The sequence below is a fragment of the Dokdonella immobilis genome (assembly GCF_900115085.1).
GTDB lineage: Bacteria > Pseudomonadota > Gammaproteobacteria > Xanthomonadales > Rhodanobacteraceae > Dokdonella > Dokdonella immobilis.
This window is the reverse complement of the sequence record NZ_FOVF01000012.1, coordinates 38,694-54,878: the sequence shown is the minus strand read 5'-3', so window position 1 is coordinate 54,878 and position 16,185 is coordinate 38,694. Positions and strand designations below refer to the sequence as shown.

Annotated in this window: 8 protein-coding genes and 1 riboswitch; of the genes, 1 reads left to right on the top strand and 7 read right to left on the bottom strand. The window is 66.6% G+C overall.

Translation table 11 applies throughout. From position 1 onward, the window contains the following. Window positions 1–8: 8 nt before the first annotated feature. The gene (locus tag BM125_RS10155) at window positions 9–2,930 is read right to left on the bottom strand and encodes an HzsA-related protein (protein WP_092407555.1); all 2,922 of its coding nucleotides are present in this window, start codon (window positions 2,928–2,930) and stop codon (window positions 9–11) included. Between the two features lie 406 nt (window positions 2,931–3,336). On the opposite strand from BM125_RS10155, the gene BM125_RS10150 reads away from it, so the two are divergent. Continuing rightward, window positions 3,337–6,396, top strand: coding sequence for a ligand-binding sensor domain-containing diguanylate cyclase (locus BM125_RS10150; protein ID WP_175498003.1), 3,060 nt, complete (start codon window positions 3,337–3,339; stop codon window positions 6,394–6,396). A 213-nt stretch (window positions 6,397–6,609) separates the two neighbouring features. Here BM125_RS10150 and BM125_RS10145 read toward each other — a convergent pair whose 3' ends face one another. The 6 genes from BM125_RS10145 to BM125_RS10120 form a co-directional block, all read right to left on the bottom strand. After that, on the bottom strand, window positions 6,610–8,196 hold the full coding sequence (locus tag BM125_RS10145) for an EAL domain-containing protein (RefSeq protein WP_175498002.1): 1,587 nt from the start codon (window positions 8,194–8,196) through the stop codon (window positions 6,610–6,612). 287 nt (window positions 8,197–8,483) lie between these two features. Next, the gene (locus BM125_RS10140; RefSeq protein ID WP_245778879.1) at window positions 8,484–10,127 is read right to left on the bottom strand and encodes an MFS transporter; all 1,644 of its coding nucleotides are present in this window, start codon (window positions 10,125–10,127) and stop codon (window positions 8,484–8,486) included. 242 nt (window positions 10,128–10,369) lie between these two features. Then, a complete protein-coding gene (locus BM125_RS10135; RefSeq protein ID WP_092407549.1) occupies window positions 10,370–11,215 on the bottom strand; it encodes an NAD-dependent protein deacetylase in 846 nt (281 codons plus the stop codon). A 36-nt stretch (window positions 11,216–11,251) separates the two neighbouring features. After that, on the bottom strand, window positions 11,252–12,280 hold the full coding sequence (locus tag BM125_RS10130; protein WP_092407547.1) for a ribonucleotide-diphosphate reductase subunit beta: 1,029 nt from the start codon (window positions 12,278–12,280) through the stop codon (window positions 11,252–11,254). Between the two features lie 146 nt (window positions 12,281–12,426). Then, window positions 12,427–14,880, bottom strand: a complete 2,454-nt coding sequence (locus BM125_RS10125; protein WP_092407638.1) for a ribonucleoside-diphosphate reductase subunit alpha — start codon at window positions 14,878–14,880, stop codon at window positions 12,427–12,429. Window positions 14,881–15,137: 257 nt separating this feature from the next. Further along, window positions 15,138–15,359: riboswitch (cobalamin riboswitch) on the bottom strand. 106 nt (window positions 15,360–15,465) lie between these two features. Then, on the bottom strand, window positions 15,466–16,182 hold the full coding sequence (locus BM125_RS10120) for a hypothetical protein (RefSeq protein ID WP_175498001.1): 717 nt from the start codon (window positions 16,180–16,182) through the stop codon (window positions 15,466–15,468). Window positions 16,183–16,185 lie beyond the last annotated feature (3 nt).

Sequence of the window (16,185 nt, the reverse complement as noted above, 5' to 3'; positions counted from 1 at the left end):
GTTCGCGCTCAATCGTAGCCGTCGCGGAAGATCGTGTCGTCGGCGCCGATGAAGAAGGCCCGATCCACCCGCGTGATGTTGCCCTGGTTGTCGCGCACGCTGATGTGCACATGCCGGTTCCATCCACTCTGCAGTGGCGGCACCAGTGCAATCGCCCAGATGCCTTCGTCGACGGCAGCGGCAAGATCGGCCAGCTCGGCACCGGCCGGGCGCCCATTGACCGTGAAGTCGGCGTTGACGCGCAGGCTCGACAGCGCGATTCCGCTGTCTGCGTCGGCGAGGCCGAAGCGGATCTGCGCGAGCGCTGCCGGATTGGCGCGCGGGCGCGGCTGGCTCAGGGCAACCGTGGGCTTGAGGTCATCGAGGAACCAGCCGTAGTCCGGATCGCCGGTATCGATCGGCGCGCCGAGATCGATCCAGCGCACGAACAGGAGCTTTTCGTCGGCCGTCAACGGTGCGACCGGACTGCCCGGTGGCGGCATCATCGTGCCGCTGTAGTCGAGGTCGGCCTCGTTCGGATCGGCTCCCGCCGGCAGGGTGGCGGCATTGCCCGGCACGCTCTCGGTCGGATGGTCGGCGTTGCTCCAACCGTCCAGGCGGGCGTCGAACAGCTTCCAGACCAGCAGGCTGCGTCGGCTCTGGAACATGCGCAGGTAGCGGCTGGCGTTGGTCTGTCGCCAGCTTCGATTCGCGATCACCGGCGCGTAGCCGTATTCGGCCTGGGAATCCGCGGCCAGGCGCCGGTAGTCGCCGGGCAGGCCGCCGACGACACTCGTGTCGGCCAGATCCAGATTGCCCGCGGGATTCGCGCCCTGATGGCAGCCGATGCAACGCTGCTGCAGCAATGGCCGGATATCGTGCAGGAACTCGACACTGACCTGGCGCGTGTTCTCGATGCGCAGATCGGGTTGGCCTGCGGCATCGAAGGTCAGCAGTGGCGTGCTCGTCGACAGGTCCATGACCGCATAGTTCGATTGCGCCGCGGCGGTGCTGCCGAATGCGAGGGCCTGCTGGCTGTGCGCGTGGCAGCCCCCGCAATCGGCACGCATCTCGCCGGGGCGCACCTGGTGCCAGGTCTGGGCCATGCTCAGGACCATGCCGTTGCGGTCGAGCATCTGGAACGTAAACGGCGTGTCGGCGACGATCTTGGCCAGGAAGCTCGTATCGGGATTGCCCTCGAGGTCGAGTATGGGCGCGCCACCGCTGCCGAACTTGCGCACCGGGATCTCGCCGAAAACGCGCAGGCGCTCTTCGGCGTGGCTGGTGAACCTGCGCCCGCTGTTGGGTCCGTAACTGCGGTGCGAGTTCGGTTCCATGCCGACGATGCGCACCGCCCAGATGTCGCTGTCGCTGTACCTGCCGGCATCGCTGCCCTGGGTCGACCAGTTGCTCGACTGGCCGTTTTCGCCGGTATTGAAGGCGTCGAGGCCGTCGAAGGTATCCGACCAGGACGTCACCTGGCCCGGAAAGCTCTCGCGCTTGTACAGGCTCGAGCTGCCGACCAGGCCGTATGGCGTGCCGGCCGGCAACTGCGCATGCGTGCCGCCATCGTTCGGCAGCCAGCCCAGTTCGTCGGGTTCGTCGACGCCATGGATGCGGCTGTAGGGCACCACGGCCCGAGGCCAGGCCTCGTTCCAGGCCGGGTCGTTCCTGATCAGCACGAGTTCCTGCGGCGAATGAACCACGTTGCCGCCGGCGATCGCATACAGGCCGGCATCGTAGTAGGGCGCCGGCGTCGGGCGATTGAGATCGTTCGCCGGTCCCGGCGTCCAGACCACGAGGAGGTCGCCGTCCGGCGCCGCCGAGGGATGCGTGAACTTGCCGACGCGCTGGCCGTTGCTGCCGATCGGCGCCGCTTCGTCGTCGCCGTGCGTGAACGGCGCCAGCGCATGGAGGCCGCCGCGCGGCGTGAACGGGATCGTGTACGGATAGGAAAAGCCGGCGCCGACGGTACGCTCGATCGGCGGATTGTCCGCCGCGAAGGCGCTGAAGAAATGCGGTTGTCCGGCCGGCGGCCGCGCCGGCGTGCGATAGAGCTGGCCAAAACCGTTGTTGTTGAGGTTGTAGTAGTCCTCGATGACGAGATCGCCGCCGGACAGCTGGGTCATGAAATGAAAGGCCTGGCCCTCGCGGAAGGCACTGAGGACCGGTTCCCAGCGCCGGCCGTCGGGCCAGATCGCCCAGACGCCCCACATGCGCGTGTCACGCAGGCCCTGGTCCTCGTGCGAGGAGAACAGCAGCCGACCGTCGCGAAGAATGGTCGGGTGCAGCGCGCTGGAGATGTTCATTGGCGCGATCTGGGTGACGTTCTGCCCGTCGCCATCCATGACGAACAGCTGCAGGGTTGGATTGGTGTAACCCTTGGGCGGTTCGAAGCCGTTGCGATTGCTGACGAAGGCGATGCGGCCACCGGGCAGCGGACACGGCGCAAGGTTGAGGATGCCGTAGCCGAGCCGATCGAACTGCGCCGGCGGATCGAGCGGATTGCCTTCGTCCCAGTTGCCTGCGCCCGTGTTTGGCGTGAACTCGCCATGGGTCAGGCGTTCGATCTGGCGCGTGGCCAGCCGGATGCGGTAGATATCCGCACCCTGGTACGGCAGATCGCCGCGTTGGTGGTTGAGCGACTGCGGGCGCAGGTCGGGAAAGCGCGCGTAGTAGACCCATTGCGCATCGAAGGAGACGAACGGATCGGTGACGCCGCCGTTGCCGCCGGCAACGAGCACCTCCTCGCTGCCGTCCGGATGCAGGAGCATCAGGTCGGCACCCGGATCGAGCCGCGCCGGATGAAACACTTCGGGCCACATCGTGTTCTGGTTGTCGCCGAAGCGCACCTGGCGGACGTAGACGATGTCGTAGTCGCGCGGCATCCGGGCCGGCAGCTCGCTGGCGGCAAGCAGGGCGAGGGCGGCCAGCAGGATACGGAATGGCATGGTCTTGACTCCGGCGGTGCACGGTCGCCCGCTTGCGACCGGGATTTCGGAGCGCCTCCTGGCCGTCCGAATGCCTCGAAACGTGGCCGCAAGCGGCCAGTCGCGGGCCGGCCGCTGCCGTCGTTGGCGGGTCACCGGGGCAGTGTCCTGCTCCCAGGCCAGCCCCGCCGTGACCGCCTGCCCAGTTCGTCGACACACGTCCCTGCCTCGGTACCCGATTCGAGTTTCCGAGCGCATCGCCGATGCGAGTTCCGCCGTGCGCGACGCGATCACGGGGCCGCGAGCCGACGACAATGCGGCATGCATCGTGCATGCGCGCCGCGTGCCGGACAGATCGGCGCCGATTCGGCAAACGACCGTGTTGCCGGCTGACCTGACCACCCCGAAACCGGAAAAACGACCAGGAATGCGCCTTCGAGTCCCTACCGCCCTGCTCGGCATGCTCGCCTGTCTGCTCGCCCCGATGCCCGCCGATGCGACCGCCTCGCTCGATCTGGCTGACGAAGGCGCGCCGAGATTCACTGTCTACGGGCCGCGCGAGGGCTTGTCCGAAGAAATCTGGAGCACTGTCGGCGTTGATGCCAGGGGCTTCGTCTGGGCCGGTTCGGCTTCCTCGTTGGCGCGCTTCGACGGATACCGCTGGACGCCGTGGCCGTTCGCCGACGCGCACAGTCTCGTGCGCGACATGCAGGCTGACGGCAAGGGCGGGCTCTGGGCGATCTTCGAGCGAGAAGGACTGGCCCGCCTTGACGGCAGCCAGTGGTCGCTGTATCCGGCCACCAGCAAGTTCCACCAGCGATTTTCCGATATCCGTCATGCGGATGGGAGCGACGATCTGTGGGTCAGCCTCGATACCGGCTTCTGGCATTTCGAGGCTGGCGAGTGGCGCAGCGATCCGGGCAACGACTCAGTGCAGAAGGGGCCGGCTGCGCGCATCGAGGAAACCGATACCCTGTTCGGAGAGCCGCGCCAATGGATGCTGACGACACTGGACGGACTCTGGTACCGCAAGCGCGCTGACCCGCGCGCGCCGGCTGCGTGGCAACGATTCGAAAGACCGGAGTTCCGAGGTTGGCATGGTACCGACATGTTGCGCACGCAGCATGGCGGCGAAGAGGAGCTCTGGATCACCAGCTACGGCGATGGTCTGGCCCGGATACGCAAGGACGGTGTCCGCATCTGGCGCGCGGCCAGCGGCGAACTGCCGACCGAAGCCTTGTATACGCTGCGCGCGACGACCTCGGCGGCCGGAAAGCAGACGATCTGGATTGCCTCGCGGGCGGGCCTGTTGCGCATCATCGATGACAAGATCGCGGTCTTCGATCGCCGCCACGGTCTGCCTTCCGATGCGGTGCGCGGTATCAAGGTGCAACGCAATGCCGACGGCACGGACCTGCTCTGGCTGGCCACCGAGGGCGGCATCGCGCGGGCCGCCCTGACCCCCAGTCAGTGGCAGACCGTGACCTTGATGGGCGCACGCGAGAACGGCGTGTTCGCGGTGCTGCCGGAGACCGATGCCGGCGGCCAGCGGCAACTCTGGGTCGGCACGGCGAAACAGGGTCTTGGATTGTTGCGGGCGGGCGAATGGCGCTACTTCACCGCGGCCAACGGGTACTTGCCCGCGGAGGGCGTGCGCCAGATCTGGAATCTGCCCGGTCCCGATGGAAGGCGCTGGCGTCTGCTGAGCCTGGTCGGTGGCCAGTTGCTGCGCGTGCATGATGCCCTGCGGTTCGAACCAATGTCGGTGCCATGGACGCTCGGCCCCGACGAGGCCGCCAGTCACGCCATCGGGCGTCGAATCGACGGTCGCAACGAACTGTGGTTCGCGACCCTGCACAGCGGCATCTTCCGTTTGCGCAACGGCCGCTGGACACGATTCATCGCCGAGGGCGTCGATCCGGACTGGACGGTCGTCGGCCTCGCCGAACAGGTCGACGCCAGCGGTCGCTCCTGGCTCTGGGCCGCGAGCAACCGCGGACTGGCACGATTCGACGGCGAACACTGGCGGCTCCTGCCGGCCGACACGGTCATGGACGCCGACGGCTTCCGCAGCGTCACGCCCATCGTCGACGGTTCACGGACGATACTCTGGGCCAGCAGCAATCGCAGCGGCGTGGTCCGGCTTGATGTCACCGACCCGGAGCATCCGCGTCGCCTGACCGACACGCAGGTGCCGGCGCCACCCGATCCGACCGTCTACAGCGTCGTTCCGGACCGCCAGGGGCGAATCTACGTTTGCACCAACAACGGCGTCCAGCAACTGACCCGCCAGTCCGATGGCAGCTACGCAGAGCGCGTATTCCGGCGTCGCGACGGCCTCGTGCACGACGAATGCAACACCAATGCGCAGGCCATCGACGACCAGGACCGCTATTGGGTCGGCACCCTCGGCGGACTTGGCGTGTTCGACCCGGGCATCCACACCGGTTCGCGCGACACGCAGCCGAAGCCGCTGCATTTCACCGACTGGATTGCAGACGGCGTTTCGACGGATCCACAAGACCGCGACGAATGGAAGCTGCCCGCCGGCACGCGCGAGGTGCAGATCGAATTCACGGTGCTGTCCGGATTGCGCGAACAGGAATCCACCTACCGCAGCGAACTCCTTGGCATCGACGACGGTCCCGGTGCCTGGAGCCACGACCACGCGCGCCGCTTCAGCGGACTGGCGCCGGGCGATTATGAGCTGCGCGTGGAAGCCCGCGATTTCGCGGGCACGCCAAGCAGCCCGCGCGTGCTGAAATTCTCCGTGGACGCCCGCTGGTGGGAACAACCCCTGGTGCGCATGGCCTTCGTGCTGTTGCTGGCGGCGCTCGTCGCAGGGCTGGTGCTGCTCTACAACCGCGGTCTGCGGGCGCGGCAACGGCGGCTGAAACGCGAAGTCGCCGAACGGACCCTGGAAATCCGCGCCGCCAACGCGCGCCTGACCGAGCTCTCCTATCAGGATCCGCTGACCGGAGTAGCCAATCGCCGGCGCCTGATGGAAGCCCTCGACGCGGCGATTGAACGCTCGGTGGTGCGCGGCCTGCCGGTCGGTCTGATGGTCATCGATGTCGATCACTTCAAGCAGTACAACGACCAGTACGGGCACCTGGCCGGCGATGTCGCCTTGCGCGCAATCGCCCAGGCCCTGCAGAGCGCAACGCGCGAGCAGGACCTGGTGGCCCGTTTTGGCGGCGAGGAATTCGCTTGCCTGCTGATCGACGCCGATATCGACATCGTGGCCGGCTGCGCCGAACGCATGCGCGCACTGGTCGAGGCGCTGCCGCCGCGCACGCTCGGCAACCGCACCCAGACCGTCACCATCAGTGCGGGCGTGCTGAGCCGCATCCCCGCGCCGGGCGAACACGCCGCCGATCTGCTGCGGGATGCGGATCGCGCCCTGTACCAGGCCAAGCATGAAGGCCGCAATTGCGTGCGCCGGGCGAACTCCGCATCGGCCATGCAGCCGACTCGTGCAACCTAGTGTGGTGTCCCACAAATACCATCAAATAATTCCGGCGTCTTTCCCGGCGATACTGCGTTGCTCGTCGTCGCCATAGTGCCCACCATGACTCCTCCTCGCGCCTTGTCTCGCCATGAAATCCATCCGGAATTTCTTCGCGTTATTTGCGGGACACCACACCAGCGGAGCCGCGCCCCGGCGTGCCGGTCCGCCCGAAACGCCGGACAGGTTCGCTCAGGCCGGCGCCGGGGTCGCGCCGGCGAGGTCGAGCGGGCGCTCGGCCAGCTTCAGAATCTCGTCTATCGGCATGGCTTGGTAGAACAGCCAGCCCTGGGCAAATTCCACTCCATGCGCGCGCAGGAACGCCGCCTGCGCCTCGTTCTCGACACCCTCGCCGATCACCTTCAACCCGAGTGTCTCGGCTATGCGGATGATGTGCGGGGCGACCTGGCTGGTGGCCGAGTCGGTGCCGACGGTCTCGACGAACACCTTGTCGATCTTAAGGAAATCGGTCTGCAGGGTGGTCAGGTGCGAAAGGCTGGAGAATCCCGTGCCGAAATCGTCGATGGCCACGCGGATGCCGAGGGCACGGATCTCGGCGACGATCGGCCGGGCCAGCAGCGGATCGAGAAAGGAGTGCTCGGTCGCCTCGACGACGATGCACTGCGGACGGATGCCCCGTGTCGCCAGCAGCTTGCGCAACTGGTCGAGGATTGCCTCGGAATGCAGATCCGATGAACCGAGATTGACGCTGACATAGCAATGCGGCCGGCGCTCGATCAGTCGGGGCGCATCGACCGCGATCCGCTTGAGCATGTAATCGGTGAACTGGGTGATCAAGCCACAGTCCTCGGCTGCGGGAATGAACAGGTCGGGACGCAGGCGCGGCCCGTCGCGGCGCGGCCATCGCATCAGCGCCTCGAAGCCGACGATGCGGCGGGTCGCCAGCTCGACGATGGGCTGATAGTACATTTCGAATTCTCCGCGACGCAGCGCAGCCTTCAATTCCGCCGGCAACGAAGCACGCTGGCGGGCCAGGCGCACGATGCCGAACGAGAGCAGGGCGCCTAGCACGAGGGCGATCGGCACGAGCACGCTGAAGAATCCGTAGAGCCGGGACCTCAGATAGTCCGCCGGTACCGCGACATAGGCCACCGTGTCGTAGTGGCTGGATCGAAGCAGCGTCACCAGATGGCGTCCGTCGAAGAAATTCGCGCTGGTGGCACCGCCGAGTCGGGACATCCACTTCGTTTCGAACTCGCCGCGGCTGCTGAGGCGCATCCTGCCGGTGCGGCCGAATATGCCGACCGCGATGTCCTTGCGATCCTGAAAGGTGTCGATCAGCATCTCCGGATGCAAAGCCGCAGCCAGCGAGCCCTTTTGCAGGATCAGGAACCGCCCGTCTTCGCCGGTCCCCAGCCCGAGGTCGACCGATGTCCGTACGCTGGCGCCGCGTGAGCTGACGAACTCGACAGGCCCCAGCGGAATGCCTTCGCCATGCCGGCCCAGGGACGAGCAAACGAGGCGGTCCTTGTCGACGTAACCGACGACCTCGACATAGCTCAGGTTCAGATCGACATCGCGCATGCGCTTCAGGCGCGCATCCGAACAGGGATCGCCGTCTTCCGGCGTGGACAGTTCCGTGTAGGCCGCAATCGCCTGATCGCCCGCGGCGTCGGCCCGGCGCAGGATTTCGCCGGCCATGGTATTGGCCAGGCGGATCTCGGCATCCATGCTCTGGCGATGGGCGAGATACAACGCCGCCAGTACGGGCAACGCGATGCCGAAAATGCCGACGGCCAGCACGATCGTTGTGGTCAACTTCTTCCGCATGGCCCACCGACGATATGCCGCCGCTGCAGCAGCTGATCCCCACGCCGATCATGCACCTTTGCGTTCCATGGCGCATCCGTACCCAAGGAGCGGGCCGTGGCCGGAAGTCCACCATCGGCCGCGCCGGATCTGCCCCGCTCGCGCGGTACCCACGGCGGCGCATGGCTTCCGGCTGCGGGCTACCCGATGCGCCGGCCCAACGGTTGCCCGCGCCGTATCGATGCTGCCGGGCATCCCCGCGGCCGGCTCCTTCATCTGCCTGCGGGGCATCGACTTCAGCCGCCGGTCGCGGGCTTGCCCAGCGCCGACTGGATCTCCTCCAGGCGCAGGCCGCGCGTCTCCACGCCGGTACGGGCGAGCAGCAACGCAGCAGCGACCATGGGCAAGGCAATCAGGGCGGCCGACATGGCGAGGTTCTCGAAGAATCCGAGCGTGCCGAGACCGGCGCCGAGGATTCCGCCGAACTTGGAGCTGGCAGCGATCACGCCCGATCCGCTGCCGCGAAGATGAACCGGGTAGATCTCCGCGGCATACGGAATCAGCATTGCAATGACGCCGCTCGTGCTGACCAGCAGCGCGACCGTAGCCGCGGTCGTCATCTCCGCTGAGCTCCGCTCGAGCAACGCCATGAGCATGAAGGCCGCCAATGCGGCGACGCTGAGGGCGATGAACAGCACCAGTGAGCGCACGCTGCTCCAGCGCTGGTACAGCCAGACCACGAGCGCGATACCGGGCAGCGCGATCACCGCGGAACGGGCGAGCAGCGCGCTCGAGCCGGCCGGGTCGATGCCCAGGCTGACGAGATTGCTCGGTAGCCAGAGCAGGAACCCGAAATTGGTCAGGCCCCAGGCGATGCCACAGACCACGAGGCCCAGGGTCAGCATGGCATGGCGTCCACGCATCAGCTGCCGCATGCTGGCGATCGGATGCTGCTCCTCGACGATCGGGGGTCCGGGATGGTCCGCATCGTCCGCTTCTATTGCCCCCTGGGCATTGCCCGAGAATCTCAGCAGCACCTGCTGGGCAGCGTCGCGAAGACCCACGCTGGAGAGAAAGCGTGGCGATTCGGGGATCCAGCGATTGAGGAGAATGATCAGCGCGCCGGTGGGAAGCCCGAGCAGCCACAGCGCCCGCCAGCTGAACAACGGCTCGAGCCATGTTGCCGCGGAGGCCGCGAGCAGGTAACCCGCGGATGTGCCGAGTCCGCCGAGCGCAACGAGCAGCCAGCCGCGGTGCGCGGCCGGCACCGTTTCGGCCATCAGGGTGAACGCGATCGGCAGCAGACCGCCGGCCGAAGCGCCCATCAGGAAACACATGGCCAGATTCCAGCCGAAGGTCGGCATGGCTCCGCAGATCGCCGTGCCGATGAACATCAGCGCCGACAGCAGGATGGCCGAACGTCGTCCGAACAGGTCGCCGAGATGGCCCCAAAGAATCGACCCGAGCGTGGTTCCGGTCAACGCGACCAGGGCAAGCAGGGCTCCGGTCTCGCGGCTGATGGCGTACTCCCGGGTCATGCCGGGCATGACGAATCCGAGGGTCGCCGGTTTCATCACGTCGACGGCAAGGGCGACCACCAGGACCAGCACCAGGGTCCAGTGGCGGCGATTGAGCGCCACCCCATCGGCGAGATGGAAGTGGCACTCCCCGACGGTCCGTTGCGGCGTCAGGCGCAAGTTTCCGATACGTGGCAACAGGCCGTAGCCGGACAGGCAAAGACCCAGCGGAATCAGGGCCATGCCCACCAGCATGCCGGTATCCATCGGCATGCCAGCCAGGTGGTAGTGCGTATGCGCACCCATCAGGAACATCGGGGCATGCGACAAGACGCCGATGGTCAGCAGAATGCAGCCGAACCAGAACGCAAGCGGACGATGGAACGAGATTTCCCCTGGCTGCATCGGTTCGTGCGCACTCATGGGTGGGTTGCGGTGAGCGGGCAGCGCTGGCCCGCGAGGTTCGACGGCAATCCGGCATCATAGCCGTCGGCTACGACCGGGAAGGAAATTTCTTTGGCGAACGTTCGCTCGTGGCCGTGGCGACAGGTTGAAGACGTGTCGGTCGCACCGGCGTGCGAGCGATCCCGGGATCGTGCCGGGCGGATCCTGCCGGGGGACGGCCCTGCCGAATCGGCGGCCGATGGCGGCACGTCCCGCGATGGCTACGCGCGTGCCGTGACGGCAGCGGCCAGGGCCGTTTGCGGTGCCAGAATAGCCAATGCCTGGGCACACGGCAGGCCGACCTTGAGCGCAAGCAGGTCGTCGGCCCGGGTCCGGCCCAGGTTGACCGCGGCAATCGGCGTGCCCAGCTGCGCAGCCATTCGGGCAAAGCGGAATCCCGAATAGACCATCAATGAGGATCCGACCACGAGCATGGCATCGGCCCGCTGCAGATGATCGACGGCGCGCTCCACGCGCTCGCGCGGCACGTTTTCGCCGAAGAAGACGACGTCGGGTTTCAGCAGGCCGCCGCAATGCGCGCAGGCCGGCTCCTCGAAGTCTGTGAAGTCGATCGCCTCGAGATCGGCATCGCCATCGGGCGCGGGGCGCGCAGCGAGTCCGACCCATGCCGCATTGCGCGCAAGCAGGTCGGGTTGCAAGGCCTCACGTGCGATGCACTCGCCACAACCCAGGCAGCGGACCCGATCCATGCGACCATGCAGATCGATCACGTTGCTGCTGCCGGCGCGCTGGTGCAGGCGATCGACGTTCTGGGTCAGCAGGACCTGCAGACGCCCCTGTTCTTCCAGCTGCGCCAGGGCGTGATGGGCGAGGTTCGGGGACGCGGACCCGAATCGGCCCCAGCCCAGCATGTTGCGCGCCCAGTAGCGGCGACGGGTCTCGCGATCACCGAGGAAGGCCTGCAGGGTCACTGGCGGCGAACGCTTCCAGCCGCCATCGGCGTCGCGGTAGTCGGGGATGCCCGAGTCGGTGCTGCAGCCGGCGCCGGTGAGCACGAACAGGCGCTCATGGCGGTCGACGAACTCTCTCAGGGCCTCGATCTGCATGCGTCGAGCATAGCGCGGCAGGACGCCGGACGATGGTCAGAATGCTTCGTCGAAACCGACTTCGCCCTGCACGCCGACCTGGTAGGCCGAGACGCGGCGCTCGAAGAAGTTGGTCACTTCCTGCACGTCCTGGAGCTGCATGAAGTCGAACGGATTGCTTGCGCCGTACTGGCGCGGCATGCCGAGCTGGGCGAAGCGCTGGTCGGCACAGTACTCGAGGTACTGGCGCATGTCCCTTGGCGAAATCCCGGCAACGCCGCCGCCCAGTACGTCCTCGGCGAACGCGATCTCGCACTGGATGGCCTCTTCGAGCATCTCGACGACCTGGCCCTGCATGTCGGCATCGAACAGCCCGGGTTCCTCCTCGCGCACGCAGCGGATCGCCTCGAAGGCGAAAGCCATGTGGCCGCTTTCGTCGCGAAATACCCAGTTTGTTCCCGAGGCGAGGCCGTGCAGCAGGCCGCGTGAACGCAGGAAGTAGACATAGGCGAACGCGGCGAAGAAGAACAGGCCTTCGATACAGCAGGCGAAGCAGATCAGGTTGAGCAGGAACTGGCGCCGCTGGGCGCGGGTCTCGAGCCGCTTGAGGTCCTGGACCGAGTCGATCCAGCGGAAGCAGAACTCGGCCTTGCGCCGGATCGAGGGAATGTTCTCGATCGCCGCGAAGGCCCTGTTGCGCTCTTCCGGATCGGGCAGGTAGGTGTCGAGCAGGGTCAGGTAGAACTGCACGTGCAGCGCCTCTTCGTAGAGCTGGCGCGACAGGTACATGCGTGCTTCGGGCGCGTTGATGTGCGTATACAGATTGAGCACGAGGTTGTTCGAGACGATCGAGTCGCCGGTCGCGAAGAAGGCGATCAGCCGATGCACGAGATGGCGTTCGGCCGGCGACATCTTCGATTTCAGATCGTTGACGTCGGGCGCGAAATCGACTTCCTCGACCGTCCAGGTATTGCGGATCGCGGCCCGGTACATCTCGTAGAACTGCGGATAGCGCATCGGACGCAGGGTCAGTTCGAAGCCGGGATCGAGCAGGTGCTGCTTCTTGAAGGGTGGTTGCGCGGACATGGGGTTCTGGCCTCGGGAATGCGTTTTGGGTTGCGTAGCTCGACGGGGATGCGGAACGCATCACCCACCGGTTCGATTGAGTCCAGGTCTTCCGCCCGTCGTCCCTGCGCAGGCAGGGACCCGGCGACCTGGCTGCGGTACCCGATCTACTGACAGGCCTCGCAATACTCCGGATTCTCGAGCGAGCAGACGACCGCACTCGTTGCCTCGGGCGCGGACGGCGCGGCTGGCGTCCCGGCAACGGCGATGCCGAGGGTCGTCTTGGCGATGCGCGTGGCCGGGCGCGAGCGCAGGTAGTAGGTGGTCTTGATGCCGGCTTTCCAGGCGTACATGTACATCGACGACAGCCGGCCGATGTTCGGGTTTTCCTGGAACAGGTTGAGCGACTGGCTCTGGTCGATGAAGGCGCCGCGCGCGGCGGCATGGTCGATCAGCGCCTTCTGCGGCAATTCCCAGACGGTCCGGTAGATTTCGCGCAGACGCTCGGGAATCGCCGCGATGCCCTGGATCGAACCCTCGGCCTGCTTGATCGCATCGCGAACCTCGGCGGTCCACAGCCCGAGTGTCTTTAGCTCCTCGACGAGGTAGCGGTTGATGACGAGGAAATCGCCGGACAGCGTCTCGCGCTTGAACAGGTTCGAGACCTGCGGCTCGATGCACTCGTAGCAGCCGGCGATCGAGGCGATCGTCGCGGTCGGCGCGATCGCGATCAGCAGCGAGTTGCGCAGTCCGCTGTCGCGGATGCGCGCGCGCAGCGCGTCCCAGTGGGCGACCGCGATGCTCGCCCTGGCGTTCGGCCAGTGGTCGAACTGCAGCTCGCCGCGGGCGGCGCGGGTCTCGGCGAAACCGGGGTGCGCGCCAAGTGCGGCGGCGAGCGCACAGGATTGTTCGAGGGCATGGAAGTAGATGTGCTCGGCGATCTGCGCCGACAGGGCCTGTGACTCGGCCGAGTCGAAGGCCAGGCGTAGCTGGAAGAAGACGTCCTGCAACCCCATCACGCCGAGACCGACCGGCCGCCATTTGCGGTTTGCCGCCGCCGCCGTGTCGATCGGATAGAAGTTCAGGTCGATGACGCGGTCGAGCTGGCGTAGGGCGATCGCGACCGTGGCGGCGAGCTGGGCGAAGTCGAAGGCGCCGTCGCGCACGTGCCGGGCAAGATTGATCGAGCCGAGATTGCAGACCGCAGTCTCCTGGTCCGAAGTCACCTCGAGGATCTCGGTGCACAGGTTCGACAGGTGGATCACGTTGCCCGGGCGCGCGGTCTGGTTCGAGGTCGCATTGCAGCGATCCTTGAAGGTCATCCAGCCGTTGCCGGTTTGCGCCAGCGTGCGCAGCATGCGCGCGTAAAGTTCACGCGCCTTGATCGTGCGCGCGGCGAGGCCGTCGGCCTCGGCCTGGCGATAGGCCGTGTCGAAGTCCGCACCCCACAGATCGACGAGCTGCGGCACGCGCTTCGGGTCGAACAGGGACCACTCGCCATCGGCCTCGACGCGGCGCATGAACTCGTCGGGTATCCAGTTGGCAAGATTGAGGTTGTGCGTGCGTCGTGCGTCATCGCCGGTGTTGTCGCGCAACTCGAGGAACTCCTCGATATCGGCATGCCAGGTCTCGAGATAGACGCAGGCGGCGCCCTTGCGCTTGCCGCCCTGGTTGACCGCGGCGACCGAGGCATCGAGCGTCTTCAGCCACGGCACGAGTCCGTTCGAATGACCGTTCGTTCCCCTGATCAGCGAGCCGCGCGAACGCACGCGCGAATACGAAAGGCCGATGCCGCCGGCGTACTTGCTGAGTTTGGCGACGTCGGCGTACTTGTCGTAGATGCTCTCGAGCGAGTCGAGCGGCGAATCGAGCAGGAAACACGAGGACAGCTGCTCGTGGGCGGTGCCGGCATTGAACAGCGAGGGCGAACTCGGCACGTATTCGAGCGCGGAAAGCAGGCGGTACAGTTCCAGCGTTTCGCCGAGATGGCCGCCACCGAGCGCGCAGGCGACGCGCATGAAGAAGTACTGTGGCGTCTCGATGACCTTGCGCTGCTCGGGATGGCGCAGCAGGTAGCGGTCATAGACCGTGCGCAGGCCGAAATACTCGAAGCGTCGTGTCGCCAGCGGGTCGATCGCATCATTGAGCTTGCGCGCATTGAGGGCGACGAAGTCGCGCAGGCGTTCATTGATGATGCCGAGCTCGGCACCGCGCGCGACCGATTGCGAATAGGACTGGATCTCCTGGCCCGAGACCTCCTTGTCGATATAGGACGCGAGCAGGCGCGCGGCGAGGAAACCGTATTCGGGCTCCTCGGCGGTCAGTGCGGCGGCCGTGCGGATCGAAAGCTCGTCGAGCTCACGCGTGCTGGCGCCGTCGTAGATGCCGCCGATCGTCTTCAGGGCGACCCGCATCGGATCGACCGCGTGCAGATCCTCGGCGCTGCGCGTGACTGCGCGCACGATCTTGGCCAGGTCGACGCTCTCGCTGCGACCGTTGCGTTTGGTCACGCGCATCTGGGTTGGGCTGTGCGGGGCGGTCAGGGCGAACGCATCGCCGCCGGACGCTTCGGAAACGGAGGGACAGGCGGTCGCGCTGGCGACAGCGGTGCTGGCATTCATGGTGATTTCACTGTCAGACGTGGAAACGGTCACGGCGCCGTCGTCGGCGCGCGAATCGAGTGGGTGCATGATGTTCTCCCGTGCCTTACCGATGGCCTGCTCCCGCGCGCAGGGCTGTTCGGTACCGGATCACGGAGGACGCCACGGAACGGTTGCCTCGGCAGCCGTCCTGCAACGCGCTTCCCCGCGGAAGCGGCCACCTGCACCGGGGAGCCGACGATCCGTTGCCTGCGTCTCAGCGGACGAGAACAACGGGCCACAGACCCGGTGTGCCGGCAGGTTTTCGGGCTTGCGGACTCGGATCCTTCGATCCACCTACTTCCCGTGGCTTCCCGGAATCTCGGTTCCAGTGCCTGGTACGGGGTTCGTTTCCACTTACCGCTGCGGGGCAGCTCCCGATTTGCACCGGATTCCCTTTTAACCCGGCCATACCGTCAATGGATCACGGGCAGGCGGGCACCGACCGGGCACAAGCTATTGGGTTCGTCCGATCGAGTCAACGGAATATTTTGTGCTTTCGGGCTTGCAATCCCCGGAAAGGCCACGGCCCCGCGGCCTGCCGACCGAGTCGCCCGATCCAGGCTCTCAGGCGCGTCGACGGTCCGGTTCGTCGGCTTCGGCCTGGCGCGCGGCCAGCGCGTCTTCGGCATCCATGGCCGCGAGGAAGGTGTCGACCGTGGTCGGGCCACCCCCGAACAGAGCGATGGCGGTGCGCGCGACCTGGCGCGTGTCGTACCAGGCGTAGGCGCCGACGCCGACCGCACCGATCACCGGCAACCAGCGCGATACACCGCCGCCGATCAGGCGTCGGGTCACGCGCAGGCCGATCGCCTTGGCCACGCGTTCGATCACGCGCATCGACACATCCTGGGCAATCAGGCGGCCGCCGATCTGGACCACGAGGTCGCGCACGGCCTGGGCCGCCGCGTGGCGGAACAGGCAATACATCATCTGCTCGCGGCTGAGCCGCCCATGCACGCCGAAGACTCCCGAAAGATCGGCGACGAGCTGGGCCTGGATGCGCCAGATCGCCACCAGCTCAGGCACGATGGTGAGCCAGCCGAGCGGCCCGGGCGGCAGGGCCAGGGTGCCGGCGGCGAGGGCCGCCTTGTTGGCCGCCGCATTGGTCAGGGCACGCACGCGTGCGTCGGCATTTCCGGCACGCTGCTCGCCTGTTGCCGGCACGTGCCCGATCAACTCGACCAGGTGCCGGCTGATCCGGCTGGCCAGGTCGGCTTCGCTTTCGGGCGCCCCGCGCACGGCGGGAATGTATTCGGACTTCTTTTTCATGGCCTCGGTCATGCG

Coding starts and splice junctions, on each gene's coding strand:
- BM125_RS10155 (WP_092407555.1), bottom strand. CDS start 2,930: ATGCCATTCCGTATCCTGCTGGCCGCCCTCGCCCTGCTTGCCGCCAGC.
- BM125_RS10150 (WP_175498003.1), top strand. CDS start 3,337: ATGCGCCTTCGAGTCCCTACCGCCCTGCTCGGCATGCTCGCCTGTCTG.
- BM125_RS10140 (WP_245778879.1), bottom strand. CDS start 10,127: ATGAGTGCGCACGAACCGATGCAGCCAGGGGAAATCTCGTTCCATCGT.
- BM125_RS10135 (WP_092407549.1), bottom strand. CDS start 11,215: ATGCAGATCGAGGCCCTGAGAGAGTTCGTCGACCGCCATGAGCGCCTG.
- BM125_RS10130 (WP_092407547.1), bottom strand. CDS start 12,280: ATGTCCGCGCAACCACCCTTCAAGAAGCAGCACCTGCTCGATCCCGGC.
- BM125_RS10125 (WP_092407638.1), bottom strand. CDS start 14,880: ATGAATGCCAGCACCGCTGTCGCCAGCGCGACCGCCTGTCCCTCCGTT.
- BM125_RS10120 (WP_175498001.1), bottom strand. CDS start 16,182: ATGACCGAGGCCATGAAAAAGAAGTCCGAATACATTCCCGCCGTGCGC.